Below are 24,603 nucleotides of genomic sequence, written 5' to 3' on the forward strand. Positions count from 1 at the left end.
GAAAACTGCATGATCGGCCACCGCCCGAACTTCTCCATGGACGTGCTGCGCAGCTTCGTCACCGGCGTCGATCTCGGCAGTTTCGCCAAAGCCGGCGAGCGGCTCGGACGCTCGCCCTCGGCGCTCAGCCTGCAGCTGCGCAAGCTGGAGGAGCAGAGCGGGCAGGTCCTGTTTTTGAAGCAGGGGCGCGGACTGGCGCTCACCGAGGCGGGCGCGGTGCTGCTCGACTACGCCCGCCGCATCCTCGACCTCAACGACGAGGCCGCCGCCCGCCTCGACGATCTCGGCGCGGCCATCGAGGGCCGCGTCCGCGTCGGCGTGCCGGAGGATTTCGCCGAAAGCTGGCTGCCCGCCTTGCTCGGCCGGTTCGCCCGCGCCCACCCCAAGGCGCGGGTGGAGCTCCGGGTCGACCGGGGCGCGCGGCTGATGGAGGGATGCGCCGACGGCGGCCTCGACCTCGCCCTCGTCTGGCACGCGCCCGAGCGCGCCCCCGCCCTCGTGGTCGCCGCGCGGCCGATCGTCTGGATCGCCGCGGACGGCTACGCGGTGGAGGCCGGCCGGGAGCTGCCCCTCGTCGCCTTCGACGCCCCCTGCGCCTTCCGCAGCGCCGCCCTCGCCGCGCTGGAGCGCGAGGGGATCGGCTGGCGCCAGGCGGTGATGAGCCCCAGCGTCGCCGGGCTCTGGGCGGCCGCCCGCGCCGGGCTCGGCGTCGTCGCCCGCACCACCGACGGCATGCCGGCGGGGCTCGCCGTCCTGCCGCAGTCGGCGCCGCTGCCCGCTCTCGGCGACGTCGCCCTCTGCCTGCACGAGGGCCGCGACGCGCTCGCGCCCCCGGCGCTGGCGCTCCGCGCCCTGCTGGTCGAGGCGCTCAGCGCGTGACCGGTCGCCGTCGCGCGGCGGCTAGCCCAGCCGCTCGATCACCGCCATGGCGGCGGCCGGATTGGCCGGCTTGTGGCCGGAGATGAAGTAGAGGAACACGTCGCGCGGCCCCGCCCCCTTCGCCGGCTTGGCGATGGTCTCCAGGTCGTCGGGCGCGCCGCCGCCGGCCCAGGCCTCGGCCCGCTTCGCCCAGCGGTCGAGCCCGGCGGCCGGATAGCCCTGCGCCTCCCCCTCTTGCGTCCCCATCGCCCGCACGTAGACGAACGGCGCCGTCACGTCGGCGATCAGCGGAAACTCCGAATCGACGGCAATCACCACGGCCACCCCGTGCCTGCCGACCAGCTCCACGAACTCGGGCACCTGGAAGCTCGCGTGGCGGACCTCCACCACGTGCCGGATCGCCCGCCCGCCGATCTCCTTCGGCAAAAGCGTCAGGAACGCCTCGAAGTCCTCAGGGTCGAACGCCTTGGTGGTGGCGAACTGCCAGTTGACGGGCCCGAGCTTGTCGCCGAGCTCCATCACGCCGCTGTCGAAGAAGCGGTCGATGGACTCGCCCGCCTCCGCCAGCACCCGCCGGTTGGTGGCGAACCGCGGCGCCTTCAGCGAGAAGACGAAGTCGTCCGGCGTCTCGTCGCGCCACTTGATGAAGCTCGCCGGCTTCTGGCTGCCGTAATAGGTGCCGTTGATCTCGATGGAGGTCAGGTGCTCGCCGGCATATTCGAGCTCGCGCTTCTGCGGCAGCTTGTCGGGATAGAACACCCCGCGCCAGGGCGCGAAGGTCCATCCGCCGATGCCGACCCGGATCGTTCCCGCCGATGTCTTCGCCATCTCGTCCTCGTCCTCATCAAGCCGGCGCGCGTGCGCGCGCCCGATGCGCGCCGCGCGCGGAAATGCGCAAAAACGCGCAGAATCGCGCAGCAGATCAACCCGCTTGCGCGCACGCCGTTCGCCTGCGCGCGCGCACCGCTCGAGCGCGGAAATCCGTCGTTTGAGCCTCAGTACGGCCCGTTCTTGTAGATCCTCTCCAGCACCGACTGGATCGACGCGATGTTGGCCTGGTAGGCGGCCGCGATGCACGACACGTCCGCCCCGCAGGCCGCGCGTTTCGTCAGGAAAGCCGCCTCGTTGTCCTGCAGGTCGCCGCGCTGGCCCATGGCCACGAGGTTGCGTGCGACGTCGTAGAGCGTGGCATTCTTCACGTCGAGATTAGCGAGTTCGCGGCTGCCGCAGATCGCCTTTTCGTCAGGTTTTCCGGCGTTCGCGCACGCAAAACTCTGGGCCGCCGCAGGGGCTGCGAGCGCCACGGCGAAGGCGGCGGAAAGGACGAGGGTGGGGACGCGGGGCATCTGAGGCCTCCTTCTGGATCCTGCCGACAGGCACAGGCGAACCATCGCGATTCCGGCCCGTCCCCGCAACGGGCGGATGTCGCCGCACGGGCGGGCCGCCGGCGCCACGCACAAAAAAAGGGCGCCCGGAGGCGCCCTTTTCAGACAGTGAGACCAGACGTGATCAGCACGAAACCCGGACGAGCTCGCCGTACTGGTTGCGCACGTAGCAGTCTTCCTTCGGAGCCGTCGCCACGCCTGCGGCGCCGCCGACCGCTGCACCGATCAGACCGCCCGCTACCGCGGAGCCGACGTCACCGCCGCCGACGATCGCGCCGGTCGCAGCACCAAGTCCGCCACCGATCAGTGCACCGGTGGCACCGCGCTGCGTCTGCGTTTCGGTGCACGCACCAACCATGAGCCCGATGATGATCGGAACAACGAGAATTCTCATAACCGCTCCTATGACTCCCTTCGCCACGTTGACGAAATACGACTTTAGAACCATACGGTAAATTCAAATATTTGGTTCAACAATCCAAGGCGCCTTCGCAGTGCCGACCTCGAACTCACGGATTGTTGCTGAATGGCCACCCGGGGCGGCCCCCGACCCTGGCGACGCAATCCAGACCCACCAGTCCAAACCCATGGAGAATGGCAGATGGACGCTCTGTTCATAGGGCAGGCGTATATCGACATCACGTTCCTGACGGACCGGATCCCGAGCGGCGACGAGAAGACCATCGCCGACGACTACTCGGTGTCGTTCGGCGGCAACGCCGTAACCGCGGCCTTCACGGCCGCCAAGCTCGGCGTGGTCCCCGACGTGGTCTGCCAGATGTCCGACGACTGGCTGTCGCGCATGTTCCGCGAAATGGCCTACCGGTACCAGATCACCATCCACAGCCGGAAGGTGCGGGAATCCTCGCTGTCCTTCATCATGCCGAACGACGGCAAGCGCGCCATCGTGCGCTGCCGCGACGACGACTATCTGCATCCCTACCCGAACCTGAACCTCGACGGCTGCAAGGGCCTCCACCTCGACGGCCACATGGCCGACGCGGCCCTGCACTACGCCAAGATCTGCCGGGAATCCGGGATTCTGACGTCGCTCGACGGCGGCGCCGTGCGGTCGAACACCGACGAGCTGCTGGAGTACATCGACGTCGCAGTGGTGTCGGAGCGGATGTGCGAGCAGATGCGGCTCTCGCAGACGGGCATGCTGGACTACCTCCGCTCCAAGGGCGTCAAGGTGGGCGGCATCACCCTCGGCGAGCGCGGCCTCGTCTGGTACGAGGACGACGGCGCCCCGGAATGGATGGCCGCCCTCGGCGTCCCCCACGACAAGGTCGTCGACACCAACGGCGCCGGCGACGTCTTCCATGGCGCCTACATGTATTCGGCGATGGCCAATCCGGAAAAGAGCTGGGCCGAGCACTTCGACTTCGCGCGCTCCGCCTCGGCCCACGCGATCCAGCACCTCGGCAACGAGCGCAGCATCCCGACTCTCGAGGACATCGCCGCAAGCCGCGCCGCCTACGCCGACGTGGCCTGAGCCTCGGTCAGGGCCCGCCGGGCGACCGGCCGGGCCAATAGCGCGATAAGTACAGACGCAGAAACGAGAAAAGCCGTTCGGACGGGGTGGTCCGAACGGCTTTTCGATTTCTGGCGCCGAGACGAAGTTTCGGCGCCGGCAGGGAGCGCCTCTAGGTCCGGCGTCGTGCGCGCACCGGGATCGGCACCAGCTCGGGCTGGGAGAAAAGGCCCCGCCCCCGCGGTCCTCTCGGCGACCGGCCGTTGCCGAGGCTCATGAGAGCGGCGCCCATCGAGGCGCTGGTGAGGGTAACGAGAAAGCCGAAGAACAGCATGGTGGCCGGCAGAACCGGGTTCTGGGCGCTCATGACCAGCCCCCTCAGACCACCGATGTCGGCGGCAAACAGCGTGGCGACGACCACGAATGTCGCCCCTGCCCCCACCAGCCAGTGCCTGACCAGAAACCGAACCAGTTGACCGTTCGAGTGGTCCATCGCGACGTCTCCCATTTTCTTGTGAACTGAAGGTAGGGCTCCGCATGCCGTTCGGGTAGGGGCAACTTTGCCGCGCCGAGCCGAACCGGCCAGTCCTGCGTGTCCGCGATGCCGCAGTGCGATATTTTTGCGTCCTGAGGTTGGAAAAAGGCTTGCGCAGCCTATATCGACCCGTCATATGGTCTCCGGACATATATCGGACGTGAATATAGCAACCGAACACATGGCGGGCCTCGGGTCCGACTCGCCGAGATGATTGGATCGACATGAACGTTCGCACGCTCTGCCTCGCCATTCTCCAGCACGGAGATGCCACCGGCTACGAGATCAAGAAGATGTCGGTGGAAGGCGAGTACAGCTATTTCGTCGATGCGAGCTTCGGCTCGATCTACCCGGCCCTGGCGCGGCTGGAGGCGGAAGGTTGCGTGACGGTTCGCGAGGAAACGCACCCGGGCAAGCCAGCCCGTAAGGTCTACTCGATCACCGAGCAGGGACGCGCCGCGCTCATCGAGGAACTGTCCGGCCAGACCGATCCCGACGTCTTCCGGTCGCCGTTCCTGCTGGTCGCGATGAACGCGGGGCTGCTCTCCCGCGAGCACATCGTCCGGGCCATCGACGCGCGGATCGAACACCTCGAACACGAACTGAAGAGCCTCGGCGGCATCGTCGAGGGCGCCGAACCGGGCGGCCTCCAGTGGATCGCCCAGTACGGCTGCAACTGCACGGCGGCGTCGCTTGATTTTCTGAAGACCCGCCGCGCCGAACTCGAATCCTTCGCTTCTGACGACGCCGCTTCCTCCCCGCAGCGCGTCTCGGCCTGACCGACCGGAGAAAGGTCACGACCATGCGTTTCAAGATCAACGGCTCCTGGGTTGCCGCCATCGTCATCACCGCCGCGATCGCCGGCTGGATGAGCACCGGCGACGTGGTGATCGGCGGACAGGCGGATTCCCCCAACGCGGCGCCCCCGCCGGCCGAGCGCGCGGCCGAGAAGGAGGCCGAGCCATTCCGCGTGCAGGTGAGCACACTCTCCGCCGAGGACCGGCGCACGTCGTTGAAGATCCGCGGCCGGACCGAGGCCGAAGCGCGGGTGGCGGTGCGGGCGGAAACCAACGGCCGGGTGGACAAGCGGCTCGTCTCGGCCGGCGACGAGGTCACCGCCGGCGACGTGCTGTGCCAGCTCGATCGCGGTGCCCGTGAAGCGCAGCTCCTCAAGGCGCAGGCCGAAGCCGCCAAGACGAAGCTCAACTTCGAGGCGGCCACCAAGCTGCGCGCCCGCCAGTTCGAATCGGAAACCCGCGTCGCCGCGACGAAGGCCGAGCTCGATGCCGCGACGGCCACTGTCGCCGAGGCGCAGCTGGAGCTCGACCGCACCACCATCACCGCGCCGGTCACCGGCACGGTGGAGGACCCGATGACGGACATCGGCGGCATGCTCGCCATCGGCGACATCTGCGTGACGATCATCGACGTCGACCCGATCACGGTGACCGGCCAGGTGTCGGAGCGCGACATCGGCAAGCTGCAGTCCGGCATGAAGGCACACGTGTCGCTCGTCACCGGCGAGGAGGTCGACGGGACCATCGCCTTCATCTCCCGCGCCGCCGACCCCGACACCCGCACCTTTACCGTCGAGATCGAGGTCCCCAATCCGGACGGGGCACTGCGCGACGGCGTCACCGCGCTTGCCGAGATCCCCCTCGAGCCGATCAGCGTGCACCACCTGTCGCCCGCCGTCCTGACGCTGGCGGACAGCGGGGCCGTGGGCGTGCGCACGGTCACTGACGACGGAACCGTCGGCTTCCACCCGGTCACCATCGTCGACCAGGGAACGGACGGCGTCTGGGTGACGGGGCTTCCCGAAACGGTGACGGTCATCACCGTCGGCCAGGACTACGTGGTCGACGGTGAAACCGTGACGCCTGTCGAAGGCACGCCGGGAGTCCGCTCGTGATCGACGCCCTCGAAGGCATCATCCGGCGCACCCGCACGGTGCTGACGATCATGATCGTCAGCGTCGCCGCCGGGATTCTGGCCTACGTGTCGATCCCGAAGGAGGCCAATCCGGACATCGACGTGCCGGTCTTCTACGTCTCGATCGTCCAGCAGGGCATCTCGCCCGAGGACGCCGAGCGGCTGCTGGTGCGGCCGATGGAGACGGATCTCCGCAGCCTGGACGGGCTGAAGGAGCTCACCGCCATCGCCTCGGAGGGCCATGCCGGCATCGTCCTCGAGTTCGAGGCCGACTTCGACAAGGACAAGGCGCTCGCCGACGTCCGCGACAAGGTCGACCAGGCCAAGGCCGACCTGCCCGAGCAGGCCGAGGAACCGGTCATCCACGAGACCAACTTCTCGCTGGTCCCGACCATCACGGTCGCGCTCTCAGGCGACGTGCCCGAGCGCACCCTCTACAAGCGCGCCCGACAGCTCAAGGACGAGATCGAGGCGATCCCGAGCGTGCGCGAGGCCAACCTCTCCGGCCACCGGGAGGAGCTGCTCGAGGTCATCATCGACCGCACGGCGCTGGAATCCTACGGGGTGACCCAGGACGAGCTCCTCTCCGCGCTGACCAGCAACAACCAGCTCGTCCCGGCCGGCTTCATCGACACCGGCCAGGGCCGCTTCCAGGTGAAGGTCCCGGGCCTTCTGGAGAACCGCGAGGACGTGTTCTCGCTGCCGATCAAACAGAACGCCGAGGGCGTCGTCACCCTCGACGACATCGCCGACGTCCGCCGCACCTTCAAAGACCCGTCGAGCTACACCCGCGTCAACGGCAAGCCGGCGATCGCCATCGAGGTGGTGAAGCGGCTCGGCACCAACATCATCGACAACAACCAGGCGGTCCGCGACGTCGTCGACCGCGAGATCGCCGACTGGCCGTCGACGATCCGCGTCGACTATCTGCTCGACCAGTCGAGCTTCATCTTCGAGGTCCTGGGCTCGCTGGAATCCTCGATCATCACCGCGATCTGCCTGGTGATGATCGTGGTGGTGGCGGCACTCGGCATCCGTTCGGCGCTGCTGGTCGGCCTGGCGATCCCGACGACGTTCCTCCTCGGCTTCCTGATCCTGTCCACCATCGGCATGACCGTGAACATGATGGTCATGTTCGGGCTGGTGCTGACGGTCGGCATGCTCGTCGATGGCGCGATCGTCATCGTGGAATACGCCGACCGCAAGATCGTCGAGGGCATGCCGCGCAAGGAGGCCTACATCCGCGCCGCGCGTCTGATGTTCTGGCCGATCACCTCCTCGACCGCCACGACGCTGGCCGCCTTCCTGCCGATGCTGTTGTGGCCGGGAGTCGCCGGCGAGTTCATGAGCTACCTGCCGATCATGGTGATCATCGTGCTTTCGGCGGCGCTGGTGACGGCGATGATCTTCCTGCCGGTGGCCGGCGGCATCTTCGGCCGCGGCAAGGCATCGCCGGCGGAACAGGAGGCGGCGAAGCGGCTGTCGGCCGCCGAGGAGCTGGACCCGGACTCCATTCCGGGCCTGACCGGCATCTATGTGCGCGGGCTCCACTGGCTCGCCGGCACGGTCGTAGGCAACCTGGTGACGGTCGCGGCCGTAGTGGGTGTCAGCGCGTTCGTCATCATGACGTTCGCCCAGCACGCCACCGGCGTGGAGTTCTTCGTCGAAGAGGAACCCGACGTGGCGGTGGTGCTGGTGTCGGCGCGCGGCAACATGTCCGCCGACGAGGCGCGAACCCTGGTGGCCCAGGTCGAACGCGAGGTGCTGGCCACCGAAGGCGTCGAAAACGTCGTCATGAACGCCCACCCGAGCGGCGGGTCGAGCGGCGAAGGCTTCAAGATCGACGGCGTCAACGACAAGCCCGCCGACGTGATCGGCGAACTGCAGCTCGACCTCGCCGACTACTGCTGCCGCCGCAGCGCCGCCCAGATCTTCGAGGAGATCCGCACCCGCACTGCCCAGATCCCCGGCATCAAGACCGAGGTCCGCAAGATCGAGGGCGGCCCGCCTACCGGCAAGGACATCCAGCTCCAGATCGCCGGCAACGACTACGACACCGTCGAGCAGATCGTCGGGCGCGTGCGCGCGCACGTCGAGACCGTCGCCGGGCTGCGCGACCTGGAGGATGATCGTCCCCTCCCCGGCATCGAATGGCAGCTCGACATCAACCGCGAGGAAGCCGGCCGCTACAACGCCGCCATCGCGTCGGTCGGCTCCATGGTGCAGCTCGTCACCACCGGCGTCCTCATCGGCAACTACCGCCCTGACGATTCCGACGACGAGATCGACATCCGCGTCCGCTTCCCGGAGGACCAGCGCACCCTCGACCAGTTCGAGAGCCTGCGCATGAAGACCGCCAACGGGATGGTGCCGATCGCCAACTTCGTGAAGGTGAACCCGTCGCAGCGGGTGTCGTCGATCACGCGGAAGGACGGGCTCTACGCCATGTCGGTGAAGGCCGACGTGATCGAGGCCGAGGGCTACGACCTCAACCAGAAGATCGCCGAGCTGCAGGGATGGCTCGACAGCCAGGACTGGCCGGGCGGCGTTTCGTTCACGTTCCGCGGCGCCGACGAGGACCAGCAGGAATCCGGCGCCTTCCTGATGAAGGCGATGCTCGGCTCACTGTTCCTGATGTTCATCATCCTGGTGACCCAGTACAACTCGTTCTACCAGACGGCGATCACCCTCTCCACGGTGGTGCTGTCGGTGATCGGCGTGCTGATCGGGATGACGCTCACCGGGCAGAAGTTCTCGATCATCATGACCGGAACGGGCGTCGTCGCGCTCGCCGGCATTGTCGTGAACAACGCCATCGTGCTGATCGACACCTACAACCGCATGCGCGAGGACGTCGACGATCCGCTCACCGCCGTGCTGAAGACGGCGGCGCAGCGGCTGCGCCCCATCATGCTGACGACGATCACCACCATCGCCGGCCTGATCCCGATGGCCACCGAAATCAATCTCGACTTCTTCGACCGGACGGTCGCCATCGGCGGCATCACGTCGATGTGGTGGGTGCAGCTCTCGACGGCCATCATCTTCGGGCTCGGCTTCTCGACGTTGCTGACCCTGGTGGTCGTGCCGGTGGCGCTGGCGGCGCCCAGCGTCTGGCGGCGCAAGGCGGGAACGCTGTGGGGGCGCATCCGCCGCCGCAACAGGCGGTCGGCCGCCCCGGATCCGGCCTTGCCAACACCCGCGGAATAGAGCCCGGCGGCGATTTCGCCGCCGGCGCTTCCTTGATGCGGCGGGCGCGCACCGTATATCCTTGTTTAGAATGGCTTCACACGCATCCCCTCCGGAACGCGCGACGGGATGCGCTTTCAGCCCCGCCCCAATGATGGTCGACGGTCCGAGAGCGCGCCGCGGCACGCCCCGGGCCCTCCACTCGTTCCGCAGCGCGAGCGCATGGCACCGAGCAGAGACAACATGAACCGCGTCACGGCAGACCGTGGCCAGACCTTCCGCGCCATCCGGGCGCTTTGGCCCTACATGTGGCCGGCGGACCGCCCCGACCTCAAGCGGCGAGTGGTGATCGCCGTCATGGCCCTCGTGCTGGGCAAGGTCATCACCGTGCTGACGCCCTACACCTACAAGTGGGTGACCGACGCGCTGACCGCGCCGCCGTCGGAGGGGGGCGCCGGCGTGCCCGGCTTCCTCGCGGTGCCGATCCTGCTGGTGATCGCCTACGGCGTCGCCCGGGTGCTGGCGATGACCTTCAACCAGATCCGCGACGCGCTGTTCGCCCGTGTCGGCCAGCATGCCGTGCGCTGGATGGCGCGCCGCACCTTCGTGCACCTGCACGAGCTGTCGCTGCGCTTCCACCTGCAGCGCCGCACCGGCGGCCTGTCGCGGGTCATCGAGCGCGGCACCAAGGGCATCGAGACGATCGTCCGGTTCACGATCCTGAACTCGCTGCCGACCATCCTGGAATTCGCGCTCGTCGCCGCCGTCGTCACCTACCAGTTCGACGTCTGGTACCTGCTGGTGATCGCGCTGACGGTCGCGGCCTATATCGCCTTCACGCTTGTTGCCTCGGACTGGCGCATCAAGATCCGCCGGGAGATGAACGATTCCGACACCGAGGCGAACTCCAAGGCGATCGACTCGCTGCTCAACTTCGAGACGGTGAAATACTTCAACAACGAGGTCATGGAGACCAACCGCTTCGACCAGTCGATGGAGCGCTACGAGAGCTCTGCCATCCGGATCTGGACGTCGCTCGCATGGCTGAACCTGGGGCAGACCGTCATCTTCGCCATCGGCATGACCATCTGCATGGTGATGTCGGCGCGCGCTGTCATGGCCGGCACCCAGACCATCGGCGACTTCGTGATGATCAACGCGCTGCTGATCCAGCTGTCGATCCCGCTGAACTTCATCGGGTTCGTCTACCGGGAGATCAAGCAGGCGCTGGCCGACATCGAGGCGATGTTCAAGGTCCTCGACGTGGAGCCGGAGATCCGTGACGCCGACGGCGCGCCGGACCTCGTGGTCACCGATGGCGCCATCCGCTTCGAGGACGTGCTGTTCCACTACGATCCCGACCGGGAGATCCTGAAGGGCATCTCGTTCGAGGTTCCGCCCGGCCACACCGTCGCGCTCGTCGGGCCCTCCGGCGCCGGCAAGTCGACCATCTCGCGGCTGCTCTACCGTTTCTACGACGTGACCGGCGGCCGCGTGACCATCGACGGCCAGGACGTCCGCTCGGTCACCCAGAAGTCGGTGCGGGCGGCGATCGGCATCGTTCCCCAGGACACGGTGCTGTTCAACGACACCATCGCCTACAACGTCCGCTACGGGCGCACCGACGCCAGCGACGAGGAGGTCCGTGCGGCCGCCGACATGGCGCAGATCGGCCCGTTCATCGAGACGCTGCCGAAGGGCTACAAGACGGAGGTCGGCGAGCGCGGGCTGAAGCTGTCCGGCGGCGAGAAACAGCGCGTCGCCATCGCCCGCACCATCCTGAAGGGGCCGCCGATCCTCATCCTCGACGAGGCGACCTCGGCGCTGGACAGCCGGACCGAACAGGACATCCAGGCGGCCCTCGACCGGGTGTCGGAAAACCGCACGACCCTGGTCATCGCGCACCGTCTGTCCACCGTCGTGCGGGCCGACGAAATCCTGGTCCTCGACCAGGGGCGCATCGTCGAGCGCGGAACGCATGTGGAGCTGATCGAGCGCGGCGGCATCTACGCCCAGATGTGGAACCGACAGCGCGAGGAAGGCGAATGGGACGACGACCTCCTGCCGCCGGCCGCGCCGCGCCGCGTCGACGAAGCGACAACGGACGACGACGGCTCCATCGAGCCGACGGCCGAGGAAGTGCTGTCGAGCTCGCGATAGGACGGCGTTTGACCGGGCCGCGCGCGGTCGCGGCCCCTTCTCCAACCCAAGTCAGACGCCGAGATAGGCCTCGCGCACCGCAGGGTCGGCGATCAGCGACTTGCCCGTGCCTTCCTTGGCGATCGCGCCGGTCTCGATGACGTAGCCGCGGTCGGCGATCGACAGCGCCGCGAAGGCGTTCTGCTCCACCAGGAACACCGTGACGCCGTCCTTGCGAAGGTCGACGATCGCCTGGAGGATCTGGTCGACCAGGATCGGCGCGAGGCCCATCGACGGCTCGTCGAGCAGCAACAGCCGCGGCCGCCCCATGAGCGCCCGCCCGATCGCCAGCATCTGCTGCTGGCCGCCGGACAGGCCACCGGCGGCGTTGCGGCGGCGTTCGGCGAGGATCGGGAACATCGCGTGGATGCGCTCGAGATCCTTGTTGACTTCGGCCGCGCCGTGCTTTTGGCGGTAGGCGCCGAGCCGGAGATTGTCCTCCACCGAGAGCGGGCTGAAGATCTGCCGTCCCTCGGGCACCTGGGCGATGCCGAGCTCGACGCGCCGGTGCGGCGACATCCGGGTGATGTCGGTGCCCTCGAACACGACGCAACCGCCGTTGACCGGCTGGACGCCGGAGACGGCGCGCAGGAGCGTGGTCTTGCCGGCACCATTGCCCCCGACCAGGGAGACGATCTCGCCGGCATTCACCTCCAGCGAGACGCCGTGCAGCGCCTCGATGCGGCCGTAACCCGATTTCAGGCTCTCAACGGTGAGCACGGGCGGCCTCCTCTGCGCCATGGGTGCCCAGATACGCCTTGATGACCTCGGGGTTGGAGCGGACCTCCTCGGCGTTGCCCTCCGTCAGGGTCCGGCCGTAGTCCAGCACGTGCAGCCGGTTGGAGATGCGCATGACGAGCTTCATGTCGTGCTCCACCAGCACCACCGTGACGCCGTCGGCGGCGATGTCCTCGATCAGGTGCTCGATGTCCTCGGTCTCGCGCGGATTGCAGCCGGCGGCGGGCTCGTCGAGCAGCAGCACCTTCGGCTGGGTCGCCAGCGCGCGGGCGATCTCCAGGCGCTTCAGCTCGCCGTAGGGCAGGTTCGCGGCAAGGTCGTCGGCGCGCCCGGCCAGTCCGATGCGGTCGAGAAGCCGGATCGCCTCGGCCCGGCTCTCGCGGTTCTGGCGAATGACCGACGGCAGCGCCAGCAGGTGCGGGACGATGCCCCTCGCCTCCTTCAGGTGCCGGCCGACCATGACGTTTTCCGCCACCGTCATGCGGAAGAATATCTGCAGGTTCTGGAAGGTGCGCGACAGGCCGCGGGCCACCAAGCCTTCCGGCACCACCGACGTGACGTCCTCGCCGAACAGCGACACGCTGCCGGTCATCGGCACGTAGACCCCGGAGATCAGGTTGAAGAGCGTCGTCTTGCCCGCTCCGTTGGGGCCGATGATGGAGAAGATCGAGCCCTCCTCCACGTCGAACGAGACGGTGTCGACGGCCTTCACGCCGCCGAACGAAATGCCGATGTCGCGGACCGAGAGCGCGCTCATTTGCCCCTCCCGCCGACCAGCGCCATGAGGCTCGGCACGATGCCTTTGCGCAGGAAGATCATGAACACCATGAGGATCAGTCCGAGCACCAGGTGCTCGTATTCCTGGAACGCCGACAGCGCCTGGGGCAGCGCCACAAGGATCGCCGCGCCGACCAGCGACCCGAAGATCGAGCCCATGCCGCCGAGCACCACCATCACCACGAACTCGATGGAGTGCATGAAGCCGGCGACATCCGGCGTGATGAAGCCGTTGAAGAGCGCCAGCATCGCGCCGGCGAGTGCCGTGTAGACGGCGGACACCACGAACGCCACCAGCTTGTAGCGGGCGACGTCGATGCCGACCACGCGCGCCGCCACCTCGGAATCGTGCAGCGCACGCAGCGCGCGGCCGGTGGGCGAGCGGACCAGATTGCCGGCAATCCAGGCGCCGAGCACCAGCACCGTGCCGCTGATCCAGTACCAGGTGTCGACGCCCTTCAGGCGGAAGCCGAGCAGTTCCGGCCGGGCGACGGTCATCCCGTCCGGACCGCCGGTGAGCCCGGATTCGTTGGACAGCACCATGTAGACGAGGATGCCGAACCCGAGCGTGCCGACCGCCAGATAATGACCCTTCAGCCGCAGGATCGGGCGGCCGACGAGATAGGCGATCAGCGCCGCGGCAAGCACGCCGAGGACGAGGGCGGCCAGCGGCGACACCGGCAGCACGTTCGGGCCGACGGCCACCGCGTAGGCGCCGATCCCGAAGAAGCCGGCATGACCGAGGCTGACCTGGCCGGCGAAGCCCATCAGCAGGTTGAGCCCGATCGCGGCAAGCGCCGAGATCCACACCAGCGAGGCGACGCGGAGATAGAAGCTGGACCCGAGGCCGAACCCGCACGCCAGAACGATGAGCGCGATCAGCAGCGGGGTGATCAACGGGTGGGAAAAGACGCGCGCCATGATCAGACCCGCTCCACGCTGGGGCGGCCGAACAGGCCGGTCGGCATGAAGAACAGGACGCCGAGAATGACGATGAAGGCGATCGCGTCCTTATAGTCGGACGAGATGTAGCCGGCGCCGAAGGCCTCCAGCAGGCCGATCAGCAGGCCGCCGACGATGGCACCGATCGGGCTTCCCATGCCGCCGACCATCGCCGCGGCGAAGCCCTTGAGCGCCAGCAGCGTGCCGACGTCGTAGCGGGTGAGCGTGATCGGCGAGACGAGGATGCCGGCGATCGCCCCGATGGCGGCGGAGACCGCGAACGACAGCCCGACCACGTAGCTGGTGTTGATGCCGACGAGGCGCGCCGCCAGCCGGTTCGCGGCCGTCGCCAGGATGGCCTTGCCGAGAATGGTGTGGGTCAGGAACGCCCACAACAGCGTCACGATGACCACCCCGCCGCCCAGCACCCAAAGGCTCTGGGGCAGGATCGCCGCGCCGCCAACCACGATGGGCGCGTCGCCGGTGAACGGCGGCAGCGTGTGGAACTGCTTGTCGAAGACGATGCTGGCGCCGCTCCGCAGGAAGATCGAGGCGCCAATGGTGATGATGATCAGGGTGACGGCGTCGGCGCCGCGCGCCGGCTCGATGGCCAGCCGATGCAAAAGCAGGCCGACGACGATGGCGATGACGATGGCGCAGGCGGCCGCGAGCGGCAGCGGAATGCCGGCCGCCATGATGAACACGGTCGCCATGCCGCCGATCATCACGAACTCGCCCTGGGCGAAGTTCACGACGCCGGAGGCGTTGTAGATCAGCGTGAAGCCGATGGCGACGAGCGCGTAGACCGCGCCGACCGTCAGGCCAGAGAATGCAAACTGCAGGAATTCCGACATCGGTCCGCCCAGGTGTCACGTCGACCCGGCGAACGAGGCGTCGCCTGTCGCCCGCGGGAGGGGCTCATTTTCGCCTTCAGGACCGCCGGCCGGGATGACCCGACCGGCGGCGCCCGAAGTCAGCAGCTAGAGGATCACTTGGCGTCGACGATGGTCCAGTCGCCGTCCTTGATCTCCAGCATCTTGAAGGCCGACACATCGAGGCCGAGGTGGTCTTCCGGGGTCATGTTGACCTCGCCACCGGTGCCGATGAAGCCCGTGGTGCCCTCGATCGCGTCGCGGATGGCGTTCGGATCGGTGGACCCGGCCTTCTCGATCGCGTTCACGAGGATCATCAGGCCGTCATAGGCGTGACCACCGAAGGTCGACACGTCCTCGCCGGTCTTGTCCTCGTACATGGTCTTGTAGTCGACCACGACGGACTTCTGCGGGTCGCTGTCGGGGAGCTTTTCGGCCACCAGAAGCGCCGCGGCCGGCAGGCGGACGCCATTGGCGGCGTCACCGGCGAGATCGATGAAGCTCTTCGAGGCGACGCCGTGGCTCTGGTAGAGCGGCACGTCGATGCCAAGCTGGCGATAGTTGCGCGTGACGATCGCCGGGCCCTGGCCAAAGCCCGGGTTGATCACGGCCTGGACGCCCTCGGTGTTCTTGATCTTGGTGAGCTGCGGCGTCATGTCGGCATCGGCCGGGCCGTAGGTCTCGTCGGAGATGACCTCGATGCCGTACTCGCCGACCACGTCGAGGCACTGCTCGCGCATCGACTTGCCGAAGCCGCCGGTGCCCGAGATCATGCCGATCTTGGTGTAGCCGTTGGCCTTCATGTCCTCGAAGATCTTCTGGCAGGCCATGCGGTCGGTGTGGGGCGTCTTGAAGACGTACTTCTTCACCGGGTCGATGATGACCACCGCGCCGCCGAGCGAGATGAACGGAATTTCCGCATCCTCGACCAGCGGGACCATGGCCATGGTGGTGCCGGTGGTCGCGCCGCCGACGATCGCGACGACCTCGTCGTCCTCGATCAGGCGGGTGGCGAAGGTGCGCGCCTTGTTGGCGTCACCACCGGAGTCGTAGACGATCAGCTCGAGCGGGCGGCCAAGCACGCCGCCGGCGTCGTTGATCTTCTCCACGTACATCTTGAGGGTCTTGTCCTCGGGATCGCCGAGGAAGGACGCCGGGCCGGTGACGGCCAGCACGGAGCCGATCTTGATCGGATCGGCGGCCGAAGCGGCCGACAGTCCAAGCGCCAGCACGGCGGCGGACGCCGCGGCGAGACGCGACAGGCGTTGAAGTTTCGTCATGGTTTTCCTCCCGTTCGATTTTCTTGGTCAGGCTGGACGAGCACTCTTCCCGGCGCTCTTCGATCCCAGTTTCCGTGAGATCTAGGTCCCCTGTCGGCGGACCGTGGCGACGCGGAATCGGTTGGCGACGAAGGCGGCATCGGTCAGGCTCGCGGTGCCCGCCGGGTTGGCGCCCGTCACGTGGAAGTCGGAGAACGCGGCGGACTGGTTGACCAGGATCGGGCCGGTCAGGTTCACCGAGAGCGGCGCACCGGCCTCAGCGAAGGCCTCGGCTGCCATCTCGATCTGGCTCTCGTCGGTGGAATAGATGGCCGCGGTGATGGCGCCCTTGGTCTTCGCCGATGCGGCGGCCCGGTAGATGGCGTCTTCGGCGTCGTCGGCGACGACCACGAAGGCGATCGGACCGAAGCGCTCCTCCAGATAGGCGGCCTCGTCAGCCGCATCGATCTGGACCAGCAGCGGCGTCGCGGTGCGTGTGCCTTCCGGGATGGCCCCGCCGGTCACTGGCGCGGAGTCGCGCACCACCTTGCCGAGCGCGCGGGCGTGATCGATCCGATCGATGGTGTCCGGGTTCTGGACGGCGCCGAGGATGCCGAGCGCGCGGTCGGGATCGCCGAGCAGCTTGTCCAGCGCGGTGGCGATGCCCTTGGCGACGTCGTCGGGGCTCTTGTGGCCGTCATCGGTCTCGATGCCGGCGCGCGGCACGAAGATGTTCTGCGGCGCGGTGCACATCTGGCCGGAATAGAGCGACAGCGAGAAGGCCAGGTTGCCGCACAGGCCGCGGAACGAGTCCGTGGACAGCGCGACCACCGAATTGACGCCCGCCTCCTCGGTGAACACCTGCTTCCCCGCCGAGTTCGACCGGATCCACTCGCCGAAGCCGCGCGAGCCGGTGAAGTCGATGATCGCGATGTCGGGGTGGCTGACGAACGCCTGGGTGACGGGCGCGTCGATCTCGTCGGCCGCCAGCACCACCACGTTCGGATCGAAGCCCTGCTCGGCCAGCACCTCGCGGGTGATGCGAACGGTGAGCGCCAGCGGCAGGATCGCCATCGGATGGGGCTTCACCACCACGGCGTTGCCGGTCGCCAGGTCCGCGAAATAGGCCGAGTAGGAATTCCAGTTCGGGAAGGTGGCGCAGCCGATCACCAGCGCGACGCCACGCGGCACGACCTTGAACGTCTTGTCGAGCACCGCCGGGGGCTGCTTGCCCTGGGGCTTCTCCCAGCGCACCGCGCCGGGGATGCGGCTCATCTCGTCGTAGGCGTAGGCGACGGCCTCGAGGCCACGATCCTGGGCGTGCGGGCCGCCGGCCTGGAAGGCCATCATGAAGGCCTGCCCGGAGGTGTGCATGACGGCGTTCGCCATCAGGAAGGACTGCTTGTTGATCCGGTCGAGGACCTCCAGGCAGATGCCGACGCGGGTCTCCACCGAGGCCGCGCCCCACGCCTTGCCGGCCGCCTTGGCCGCGGCGACGAGGGCGACGGGATCGGTCGCCGGGTACGTGGTACCCAGCGCGAAACCGTACGGGCTCTCTTCCTTGCCGACCCGGCCGCCGGTGGTCGGCTGGTCGATCTCGAAGGGCGCGTTCAGCAGCGCCTGGAAGGCGGCCTCGCCGTCCGCCTTGGCGGTTTCGCCGTAGATCCGGCCGGACGGCATCTCGGGATACGGCGTCCAGTAGCCACGCGAACGCGCCGCCTCGACGGCGTGCTGGAGGGTCTCGCGATGGCGGTCGAACAGCTCGGACATTCGTCTCTCCCGTGCGTCCCGCGGGCTTGCCGCCCCCGGTGTGGAGGGCCGCCGCGTCTCGAAATCGACCGCGTTGACAGCCCTTCTTTTGGCTCATACTAATTGATTAACCGTCCGGTCAGTCAAGCCCTGATTTTCGGACGAAGAAGCGACACGGAGGAACGGCATGCTATGTCCGGCCCTCCGATGATCGACCTTTGTTTTGGGAGACACGCCATGGACGAGACCCCGGTTCTTTCCGAGGTGCGCGAGGGCTACCGGCTGATCACGCTCAACCGGCCCGACAAGCTCAATTCCTTCAACGAGGCCATGCACAAGGCCCTCGCCGCCGCGCTCGAGGAGGCCGAGGCCGACCGCGCGTGCCGCGCCGTGGTGCTGACGGGCGCCGGCCGCGGCTTCTGCGCCGGCCAGGACCTCTCGGACCGGGTGCGGCCGGAGGGCGGCGAGGCGCCGGATCTCGGCCACACCATCGAGACCTACTACAACCCGCTGATCCGCCGGCTGCACGCCCTGCCCTTCCCGATCATCGCCGCGGTGAACGGGACCGCCGCGGGTGCCGGCGCCAACATCGCGCTCAACTGCGACATCGTCCTCGCCGCCCGCTCGGCGAAGTTCATCCAGGCCTTCGCCAAGCTCGGCCTCGTGCCGGATTCCGGCGGCACCTGGGTGCTGCCCCGGCTGGTCGGCGCGGCGCGCGCCCGCGGCATGTGCCTGCTGGCGGAGCCGATTCCGGCCGAGAAGGCCGAAGCCTGGGGGCTGATCTGGAAGGCGGTCGACGACGAAGCGCTGCTGGACGAGGCCATCCGCATGGCCGAAGCCTTCGCCAAGGCGCCGACCGACGGCCTGGCGCTGCAGAAGCGCATCCTCGACGCCTCCGAGACCAACGACCTCGATGCCCAGCTCGCTCTGGAGCGCGACTTCCAGCGCAAGGCCGGCAGGCATCCCGACTACGCCGAGGGTGTGCGCGCCTTCATGGAAAAGCGGCCGCCGGCCTTCACCGGCCGCCAGGGCTGAGGGCGGACACCATGGACGCTCAGGAAACAGCCCGCGCGTGCGCCGACGCCATGTGGGCCGAGGACAAGGCCTCGCGCGGCCTCGGCATGGAGATCGTCTCCGTGGCGCCGGGCAAGGCGGTGCTCACCATGGCGGTGCAGGACCACATGGTGAACGGCCACGCGATCTGCCACGGCGGCTACATCTTCCTGCTCGCCGATTCCGCCTTCGCGTTCTCGTGCAACACCTACGACCAGCGCACCGTCGCCCAGTCGTGCTCCATCAGCTTCGTCAAGTCGGCGCGCCTCGGCGACACGCTGACGGCGGTGGCCGAGGAACGCTGGCGCGAGGGACGCTCGGGCATCTACGACATCACCGTCACCGACCAGGCCGGAACGACGGTCGCGGAGTTCCGCGGCCAGTCGCGCACCATCGCGGGCCGGCTCCTGGAGGGAACGGACGCGCCAACGGCAGCTGAATAGCCGCGCGCGACTGCGTTTCAAGCCGGTGACGCGGGCAAGCGGCCGATGCCGCTCCCGCGCCCGGCCAGTTGGAGGAAATGCCATGCTGGATCTGAGTCCGGACCCGAGCAGTCTCGAGCCGATCGAAATCGCCTCCCGCGACGAGATCTCCGCCCTGCAGCTCGAACGGCTGAAGTGGTCGCTCGCCCACGCCTACGAGAACGTGCCGCACTATCGGCGCGCCTTCGATGCCGCCGGCGTCCATCCGGACGACCTCACGTCGCTGGAAGATCTCGCGAAGTTCCCCTTCACCGCGAAGCAGGACCTGCGCGACAACTATCCCTTCGGCATGTTCGCCGTTCCGCGCGAGCAGGTGGTTCGGATCCACGCCTCCTCCGGCACGACCGGCAAGCCGACCGTGGTCGGCTACACCAAGCGCGACATCGACACCTGGGCGACCGTGATGGCGCGCTCCATCCGCGCCTCCGGCGGCCGTCCGGGCATGATCTGCCACATCTCCTACGGCTACGGCCTGTTCACCGGCGGCCTCGGCGCCCACTACGGCGCGGAGAAGCTCGGCTGCACCGTCGTGCCGATCTCCGGCGGCATGACCGAGCGCCAGGTCCAGCTGATCCAGGATTTCCAGCCGGAAATCATCATGGTGACGCCGTCCTACATGCTGGCGATCCTGGACGAGTTCCGCCAGCGCGGCATCGACCCGGCCACCTGTTCGCTGAAGGTCGGCATCTTCGGCGCCGAGCCGTGGACGAACTCGGTCCGCAAGGAGATCGAGACGGCGTTCGACATCCACGCCGTCGACATCTACGGCCTGTCGGAGGTGATGGGTCCCGGCGTCGCCAACGAGTGCGTGGAGACCAAGGACGGGCTGCACATCTGGGAGGACCACTTCTATCCGGAGGTGATCGACCCGGAGACGGGCATGCCGGTGCCGGACGGCGAAGTCGGCGAACTGGTCTTCACCTCGCTCACCAAGGAAGCGCTGCCGATCATCCGCTACCGCACCCGCGACCTGACGCGGCTGCTGCCGGGCACGGCGCGCTCCATGCGGCGCATGGAGAAGATCACCGGGCGTTCCGACGACATGCTGATCATCCGCGGCGTCAATGTGTTCCCCACCCAGGTCGAGGAACAGCTGCTGCGCTGCGCCGGCCTTGCTCCGCACTACCTCATTGAGGTAACCCGGGAAGGTCGCATGGACGAGTTGACCGTCCATGTCGAGGCCCGTCAGGGCCTTGCGGACGACACCAGCCGCGCCTCCCACGCGGCCGAACTCCGGGCGCACATCAAGAACAATATCGGCGTGTCGACGCGCATCGTGGTGGCCGACCCCGGCGGCCTCGAGCGGTCGATGGGCAAGGCCAGGCGCGTCGTCGACCGCCGGCCGAAGGACTAGAGCGCACCCGGCATACGCCCGGGTGCGCCGGGACTGTCTGGTCATGGATGCGGCAGCGAGTGTCGTGCGACGGCCGCCGCGGCTGCGCGGCGGCGGGTGAAGGAGCGGTGACATGGCGCGGCCGCGTGCTGTCGACTACGACGACAAACGCAATGCGATCCTCTCGGCGTCGGCCCGAGCCTTCGCCGACACCGGCTTCGACGGCGCCTCGATGAGCCAGATCGCGCTCGCCTGCGGCGTGTCCAAGGCGCTCCTCTATCACTACTACGCCAACAAGGAGCAGCTGCTCTTCGACGTGATCGAGGCCCATCTGGAGGACCTCGTCGCGGCGGTGCGGGAGGTGGAGGCTGGCCCCGATCCCGAGGACCGGCTGGTGCGTCTCTGCACGGTGATCCTGGAGGCCTACCGGGACGCCGACGCCGAGCACAAGGTGCAGATCAACAACCTGAGTCGCCTTCCCGCCGACAAGCAGGACATCCTCAAGCGGATGGAGCGGGACCTGGTCGACGTGTTCGCCGGCGCGCTGGCCGAGGCCAATCCCGAGCTCGGCGCCAACCCGCGCCTGCTCAAGCCGGTCACCATGTCGCTGTTCGGGATGCTGAACTGGCATTATCTGTGGTTCAGGCCATCCGGCCCGGTCAGCCGGGAAGACTATGCCGCCATCGCCGCGCGCATCGTCGTCGCCGGCAGCCGCGCCCTGGATTGATCCGCAGGAGCGAGCCGGTCTATCCCTTCACCGGCAGCAGGCCGATCTCCACATAACGCCCGCGGCCGCGGCACGCTTCCGTGCATGCGGCAGGGACAGGACACATCGTGACGTCGACAACCGATTCCCGCCTCCCCGCCGGGGAGGCTTCCGCGCCCGGTGCCTCGAACGAGCTCCAGCTGGTGCTGTTCGACTGCGACGGCACCCTCGTCGACAGCCAGCACATCATCGTCGCCGCCATGGAACACGCGTTCCGGGCCGAGGGGCTGGCACCGCCGCCCCGCGCGGCGATCCTCGGCATCGTCGGGCTTTCGCTGCCCCAGGCGATCGGCCAGCTGGTCGGCCCGGACTTCGTCGGCTCCGTTCCCCTCGTGGTCGAAGCCTACAAGGCCTCCTTCCGCGACCTGCGGACGAGCGAGGCGCATCACGAGCCGCTCTATCCGGACGTGGCGCGCGTGCTCGACGAACTCGCCGGGCGCGACGACCTGCTGCTCGGCATGGTCACCGGCAAGTCGCGGCGCGGTGTCGACGCGATCATCGAGCGGTTCGGCCTGGACCGGCATTTCGCCACCCTGCAGACCGCCGACGACGCCGCCTCCAAGCCCCACCCGGAGATGATCTTCCGGGCGCTCTCGGAAACCGGCGCCGACCCGGCCGCCACCGTGATGATCGGCGACACCACGTTCGACATGCAGATGGCGAAGTCGGCGGGCGTCTCGGCGCTCGGGGTGTCGTGGGGCTATCATCCGGTCGAAACCCTCGTGCCCGCCGGCGCCGACCGCATCATCGACAGCTTCGCGGACGTGCCCGGCGCGATCGCGGAGCTTCTCAGCGAAAGGACGGCATGATGACCGCCGACCAGACCCCACCCGCCGCCAACGACCCCGTCGGCCTGGCTCGCAAGATGATGCGGCCGGAGCTTCCGAAGCGCTTCTACAAAACGGTCGGGACGCGCCCGGCGGAGAGCGGCTTCGAGATCGTCCTCGACGGCCGGCCGGTGCGTACGCCGAAGCGACGGCCACTTTCGGTTGCGGATGCCGCCCTCGCCGAAACGGTCGCGGCCGAATGGGACGCCCAGGAAACCGAGATCAACCCGGCCCGCATGCCGATGACGTGCCTGCTCAACGCCGCCATCGACGGCGTCGCCGACATGCCCGACGCGGTCGCCGACGACATCGCGGCCTTCGCCGGCACCGACCTGCTCTGCTACCGCGCCGGCATGCCGGATGGCCTGGTCGCCCGCCAGAAGGAAGTCTGGGACCCGATCCTGTCGTGGGCCGAGTCGACGCTCGGCGCCCGCTTCATGCTGGCCGAGGGCGTGATGCCGGTCGCGCAGCCCGCCTCGACGCTCGCCGCGGTGCGCAACCGCCTGCCGACGGACGATCCGCTCGCCCTCGCCGCCCTGCACTCCATGACCACCCTCACCGGCTCGGTGCTGATCGCGCTGGCCGTCCAGGACGGCCGGCTGACGGTCGACGAGGCCTGGAGCGCGGCCCACGTCGACGAGGACTGGAACATCTCGCTGTGGGGCGCCGACGCGGAAGCGACGCGCCGCCGCGAACGCCGGGAGACGGAGATGCGGACGGCCGCCCTGCTGGCCGCAAGTCGGGGCGCCTCGCGCCCGACCTGACCGGGATTTCAACGTCTGGCGTCGTCCGGACGGATGCGCTAAGCCACATGGCAAAACCAACCTTTTACGTTGGTGTTTCGCCGCACGTGCGGCGACTTGCGATGAGCCGAACCCGGGACGCGGTGCCCCTCCGAACGGTGCACGCCGCTCCCGGCATCACAGATGAGAGCGCCTCGTCACCATCGGCCGCCATGTCGATCGGGACGGGGCAGAGGCAAGCGGGTGCACGCATTATGGCAAAGGTTCTGGTCCTTGGCGGCGACGGTTTCTGCGGTTGGCCGACCAGCCTTTATCTGTCCAAACGGGGCCACGACGTCGTCATCGTCGACAACCTGTCCCGCCGGAAGATCGACGTCGAGCTCGAGGTCGAATCGCTGACGCCGATCCGTCCGCTGGGCGAGCGGCTGCGCGTCTGGAAGGAGCTCACCGGCAAGAGCATTCGCCACGAATCGTTCTCGGTCGGCGAGCACTACCACCGGCTCCTGACGCTGCTGCAGACCGAGAAGCCGGACGTGGTGATCCACTTCGCCGAGCAGCGCGCCGCGCCCTACTCGATGAAGTCGCCGCACCACAAGCGCTACACCGTCCGCAACAATCTCTGCGCGACCCACGACGTGCTGTGCGCCATCGTCGAGTCCGGCCTGGACGTCCACCTGGTTCATCTCGGGACCATGGGCGTCTACGGCTACGGCACCGCGGGCATGAAGATTCCGGAAGGCTATCTGCAGATCAAGATCGACACCGGCGCCGACCTCGTCGATCACGAGATCCTCTACCCGGCCAACCCGGGCTCGGTCTACCACATGACCAAGACCCAGGATCAGCTGTTCTTCCACTATTACAACAAGAACGACGGGGTGAAGATCACCGACCTGCACCAGGGCATCGTCTGGGGCACGCAGACCGACGAAACCTCGATGGACGAGCGGCTGATCAACCGGTTCGACTACGACGGCGACTACGGCACCGTGCTCAACCGGTTCCTCATGCAGGCGGCGATCGGCTATCCGCTGACGGTGCACGGCACCGGCGGGCAGACCCGCGCCTTCATCCACATCCGCGACACCTGCAAGTGCATCGAGCTGGCGATCGACAACCCACCCCAGGCCGGCGAGCGCGTCAACATCCTCAACCAGATGACCGAGACCCACCGGATCCGGAAGCTGGCGGAGATGATCTCGGAAATGACCAACGTCCCCGTCGAGTACGTTCCCAATCCGCGCAACGAGGCGGAGGAGAACGACCTTCACGTGGCCAACGACCGCTTCCTCGGCATGGGGCTCACGCCGATCACCCTGGAAAAGGGCCTGATGAGCGAAGTCACCGACATCGCGCGGACCTATGCCGACCGCTGCGACCGCACCAAGATCCCGTGCGTGTCGAGCTGGCGGCGCAAGGAGACCGTCACCTATCCGAAGGCCGTCTGACGACGGCGCGATCCCGGCCAG

Annotated in this window: 23 protein-coding genes; 13 read left to right on the forward strand and 10 right to left on the reverse strand. The window is 67.9% G+C overall.

The features are described 5' to 3' along the window. Positions 1 to 9: 9 nt before the first annotated feature. Positions 10 to 879 carry a LysR substrate-binding domain-containing protein gene (locus AB7M35_RS04010; RefSeq protein WP_453957467.1) on the forward strand — a complete coding sequence of 290 codons (870 nt, stop codon included), beginning with the start codon at positions 10 to 12 and terminating at the stop codon, positions 877 to 879. A gap of 21 nt (positions 880 to 900) precedes the next feature. On the opposite strand, the gene AB7M35_RS04015 is transcribed toward AB7M35_RS04010, so the two are convergent. The 3 genes from AB7M35_RS04015 to AB7M35_RS04025 all read right to left on the reverse strand — a co-directional run bounded on the left by AB7M35_RS04015 (position 901) and on the right by AB7M35_RS04025 (position 2,658). Beyond that, positions 901 to 1,707 (reverse strand): DUF72 domain-containing protein, encoded by an 807-nt coding sequence (locus AB7M35_RS04015; protein WP_453957469.1) that lies wholly within the window; start codon positions 1,705 to 1,707, stop codon positions 901 to 903. Between the two features lie 167 nt (positions 1,708 to 1,874). After that, entirely contained in the window at positions 1,875 to 2,225 is a 351-nt protein-coding gene (locus tag AB7M35_RS04020) for a lysozyme inhibitor LprI family protein (RefSeq protein WP_453957470.1), read from the reverse strand. A gap of 163 nt (positions 2,226 to 2,388) precedes the next feature. Further along, positions 2,389 to 2,658, reverse strand: coding sequence for a bacteriocin (locus AB7M35_RS04025; RefSeq protein WP_453957471.1), 270 nt, complete (start codon positions 2,656 to 2,658; stop codon positions 2,389 to 2,391). 207 nt (positions 2,659 to 2,865) lie between these two features. On the opposite strand from AB7M35_RS04025, the gene AB7M35_RS04030 reads away from it, so the two are divergent. Next, entirely contained in the window at positions 2,866 to 3,759 is an 894-nt protein-coding gene (locus AB7M35_RS04030; RefSeq protein ID WP_453957472.1) for a sugar kinase, read from the forward strand. Positions 3,760 to 3,910: 151 nt separating this feature from the next. Here AB7M35_RS04030 and AB7M35_RS04035 read toward each other — a convergent pair whose 3' ends face one another. Then, positions 3,911 to 4,231, reverse strand: coding sequence for a hypothetical protein (locus tag AB7M35_RS04035; protein WP_453957473.1), 321 nt, complete (start codon positions 4,229 to 4,231; stop codon positions 3,911 to 3,913). A gap of 266 nt (positions 4,232 to 4,497) precedes the next feature. On the opposite strand from AB7M35_RS04035, the gene AB7M35_RS04040 reads away from it, so the two are divergent. From AB7M35_RS04040 to AB7M35_RS04055, 4 genes are all read left to right on the forward strand, one after another. Then, a complete protein-coding gene (locus tag AB7M35_RS04040; protein WP_453957474.1) occupies positions 4,498 to 5,052 on the forward strand; it encodes a PadR family transcriptional regulator in 555 nt (184 codons plus the stop codon). Between the two features lie 23 nt (positions 5,053 to 5,075). After that, positions 5,076 to 6,185 carry an efflux RND transporter periplasmic adaptor subunit gene (locus AB7M35_RS04045; protein ID WP_453957476.1) on the forward strand — a complete coding sequence of 370 codons (1,110 nt, stop codon included), beginning with the start codon at positions 5,076 to 5,078 and terminating at the stop codon, positions 6,183 to 6,185. Next, positions 6,182 to 9,415: an efflux RND transporter permease subunit gene (locus AB7M35_RS04050; RefSeq protein WP_453957478.1), complete on the forward strand. Its 3,234-nt coding sequence runs from the start codon at positions 6,182 to 6,184 to the stop codon at positions 9,413 to 9,415. The genes AB7M35_RS04045 and AB7M35_RS04050 overlap by 4 nt, the downstream gene beginning before the upstream one ends. Before the next feature lie 222 nt (positions 9,416 to 9,637). Beyond that, on the forward strand, positions 9,638 to 11,554 hold the full coding sequence (locus AB7M35_RS04055) for an ABCB family ABC transporter ATP-binding protein/permease (protein ID WP_453957480.1): 1,917 nt from the start codon (positions 9,638 to 9,640) through the stop codon (positions 11,552 to 11,554). 51 nt (positions 11,555 to 11,605) lie between these two features. Here the strand turns inward: AB7M35_RS04055 and AB7M35_RS04060 are convergent, their stop codons facing one another. From AB7M35_RS04060 to paaN, 6 genes are all read right to left on the reverse strand, one after another. Then, positions 11,606 to 12,313: an ABC transporter ATP-binding protein gene (locus AB7M35_RS04060; protein ID WP_453957481.1), complete on the reverse strand. Its 708-nt coding sequence runs from the start codon at positions 12,311 to 12,313 to the stop codon at positions 11,606 to 11,608. Then, positions 12,300 to 13,088, reverse strand: a complete 789-nt coding sequence (locus tag AB7M35_RS04065; RefSeq protein ID WP_453957483.1) for an ABC transporter ATP-binding protein — start codon at positions 13,086 to 13,088, stop codon at positions 12,300 to 12,302. Before AB7M35_RS04065 ends, AB7M35_RS04060 begins: the two co-directional genes overlap by 14 nt. Next, entirely contained in the window at positions 13,085 to 14,029 is a 945-nt protein-coding gene (locus tag AB7M35_RS04070; protein ID WP_453957485.1) for a branched-chain amino acid ABC transporter permease, read from the reverse strand. The genes AB7M35_RS04065 and AB7M35_RS04070 overlap by 4 nt, the downstream gene beginning before the upstream one ends. A gap of 2 nt (positions 14,030 to 14,031) precedes the next feature. Then, positions 14,032 to 14,904 carry a branched-chain amino acid ABC transporter permease gene (locus AB7M35_RS04075; RefSeq protein WP_453957486.1) on the reverse strand — a complete coding sequence of 291 codons (873 nt, stop codon included), beginning with the start codon at positions 14,902 to 14,904 and terminating at the stop codon, positions 14,032 to 14,034. 134 nt (positions 14,905 to 15,038) lie between these two features. Further along, positions 15,039 to 16,202 (reverse strand): ABC transporter substrate-binding protein, encoded by a 1,164-nt coding sequence (locus AB7M35_RS04080; protein ID WP_453957488.1) that lies wholly within the window; start codon positions 16,200 to 16,202, stop codon positions 15,039 to 15,041. Positions 16,203 to 16,283: 81 nt separating this feature from the next. Continuing rightward, the gene (paaN, locus tag AB7M35_RS04085; RefSeq protein ID WP_453957490.1) at positions 16,284 to 17,951 is read right to left on the reverse strand and encodes a phenylacetic acid degradation protein PaaN; all 1,668 of its coding nucleotides are present in this window, start codon (positions 17,949 to 17,951) and stop codon (positions 16,284 to 16,286) included. Between the two features lie 216 nt (positions 17,952 to 18,167). On the opposite strand from paaN, the gene paaG reads away from it, so the two are divergent. The 7 genes from paaG (at position 18,168) to AB7M35_RS04120 (ending at position 24,582) form a co-directional block, all read left to right on the forward strand. Next, positions 18,168 to 18,965 (forward strand): 2-(1,2-epoxy-1,2-dihydrophenyl)acetyl-CoA isomerase PaaG, encoded by a 798-nt coding sequence (gene paaG, locus AB7M35_RS04090; RefSeq protein ID WP_453957491.1) that lies wholly within the window; start codon positions 18,168 to 18,170, stop codon positions 18,963 to 18,965. An 11-nt stretch (positions 18,966 to 18,976) separates the two neighbouring features. Then, positions 18,977 to 19,426, forward strand: a complete 450-nt coding sequence (gene paaI, locus AB7M35_RS04095; RefSeq protein WP_453957492.1) for a hydroxyphenylacetyl-CoA thioesterase PaaI — start codon at positions 18,977 to 18,979, stop codon at positions 19,424 to 19,426. 82 nt (positions 19,427 to 19,508) lie between these two features. Next, positions 19,509 to 20,819, forward strand: a complete 1,311-nt coding sequence (gene paaK, locus AB7M35_RS04100; protein ID WP_453957493.1) for a phenylacetate--CoA ligase PaaK — start codon at positions 19,509 to 19,511, stop codon at positions 20,817 to 20,819. 112 nt (positions 20,820 to 20,931) lie between these two features. Beyond that, positions 20,932 to 21,525 carry a TetR/AcrR family transcriptional regulator gene (locus AB7M35_RS04105; RefSeq protein ID WP_453957495.1) on the forward strand — a complete coding sequence of 198 codons (594 nt, stop codon included), beginning with the start codon at positions 20,932 to 20,934 and terminating at the stop codon, positions 21,523 to 21,525. 179 nt (positions 21,526 to 21,704) lie between these two features. After that, complete coding sequence (locus AB7M35_RS04110) at positions 21,705 to 22,373, forward strand: HAD-IA family hydrolase (RefSeq protein ID WP_453960605.1); 669 nt, start codon at positions 21,705 to 21,707, stop codon at positions 22,371 to 22,373. Then, complete coding sequence (locus tag AB7M35_RS04115) at positions 22,373 to 23,155, forward strand: ATP12 family chaperone protein (RefSeq protein WP_453957496.1); 783 nt, start codon at positions 22,373 to 22,375, stop codon at positions 23,153 to 23,155. The genes AB7M35_RS04110 and AB7M35_RS04115 overlap by 1 nt, the downstream gene beginning before the upstream one ends. Before the next feature lie 233 nt (positions 23,156 to 23,388). Next, on the forward strand, positions 23,389 to 24,582 hold the full coding sequence (locus AB7M35_RS04120) for an NAD-dependent epimerase/dehydratase family protein (RefSeq protein WP_453957498.1): 1,194 nt from the start codon (positions 23,389 to 23,391) through the stop codon (positions 24,580 to 24,582). Positions 24,583 to 24,603 lie beyond the last annotated feature (21 nt).

The sequence above is a fragment of the Amorphus suaedae genome (assembly GCF_053629675.1).

Bases quoted from the DNA above. Each gene is read 5' to 3' on its own strand.
- AB7M35_RS04010 (WP_453957467.1), top strand. From the start codon at position 10: ATGATCGGCCACCGCCCGAACTTCTCCATGGACGTGCTGCGCAGCTTC.
- AB7M35_RS04015 (WP_453957469.1), bottom strand. From the start codon at position 1,707: ATGGCGAAGACATCGGCGGGAACGATCCGGGTCGGCATCGGCGGATGG.
- AB7M35_RS04020 (WP_453957470.1), bottom strand. From the start codon at position 2,225: ATGCCCCGCGTCCCCACCCTCGTCCTTTCCGCCGCCTTCGCCGTGGCG.
- AB7M35_RS04025 (WP_453957471.1), bottom strand. From the start codon at position 2,658: ATGAGAATTCTCGTTGTTCCGATCATCATCGGGCTCATGGTTGGTGCG.
- AB7M35_RS04030 (WP_453957472.1), top strand. From the start codon at position 2,866: ATGGACGCTCTGTTCATAGGGCAGGCGTATATCGACATCACGTTCCTG.
- AB7M35_RS04035 (WP_453957473.1), bottom strand. From the start codon at position 4,231: ATGGACCACTCGAACGGTCAACTGGTTCGGTTTCTGGTCAGGCACTGG.
- AB7M35_RS04040 (WP_453957474.1), top strand. From the start codon at position 4,498: ATGAACGTTCGCACGCTCTGCCTCGCCATTCTCCAGCACGGAGATGCC.
- AB7M35_RS04045 (WP_453957476.1), top strand. From the start codon at position 5,076: ATGCGTTTCAAGATCAACGGCTCCTGGGTTGCCGCCATCGTCATCACC.
- AB7M35_RS04055 (WP_453957480.1), top strand. From the start codon at position 9,638: ATGAACCGCGTCACGGCAGACCGTGGCCAGACCTTCCGCGCCATCCGG.
- AB7M35_RS04065 (WP_453957483.1), bottom strand. From the start codon at position 13,088: ATGAGCGCGCTCTCGGTCCGCGACATCGGCATTTCGTTCGGCGGCGTG.
- AB7M35_RS04070 (WP_453957485.1), bottom strand. From the start codon at position 14,029: ATGGCGCGCGTCTTTTCCCACCCGTTGATCACCCCGCTGCTGATCGCG.
- AB7M35_RS04075 (WP_453957486.1), bottom strand. From the start codon at position 14,904: ATGTCGGAATTCCTGCAGTTTGCATTCTCTGGCCTGACGGTCGGCGCG.
- AB7M35_RS04080 (WP_453957488.1), bottom strand. From the start codon at position 16,202: ATGACGAAACTTCAACGCCTGTCGCGTCTCGCCGCGGCGTCCGCCGCC.
- paaN (WP_453957490.1), bottom strand. From the start codon at position 17,951: ATGTCCGAGCTGTTCGACCGCCATCGCGAGACCCTCCAGCACGCCGTC.
- paaG (WP_453957491.1), top strand. From the start codon at position 18,168: ATGGACGAGACCCCGGTTCTTTCCGAGGTGCGCGAGGGCTACCGGCTG.
- paaI (WP_453957492.1), top strand. From the start codon at position 18,977: ATGGACGCTCAGGAAACAGCCCGCGCGTGCGCCGACGCCATGTGGGCC.
- paaK (WP_453957493.1), top strand. From the start codon at position 19,509: ATGCTGGATCTGAGTCCGGACCCGAGCAGTCTCGAGCCGATCGAAATC.
- AB7M35_RS04105 (WP_453957495.1), top strand. From the start codon at position 20,932: ATGGCGCGGCCGCGTGCTGTCGACTACGACGACAAACGCAATGCGATC.
- AB7M35_RS04115 (WP_453957496.1), top strand. From the start codon at position 22,373: ATGACCGCCGACCAGACCCCACCCGCCGCCAACGACCCCGTCGGCCTG.
- AB7M35_RS04120 (WP_453957498.1), top strand. From the start codon at position 23,389: ATGGCAAAGGTTCTGGTCCTTGGCGGCGACGGTTTCTGCGGTTGGCCG.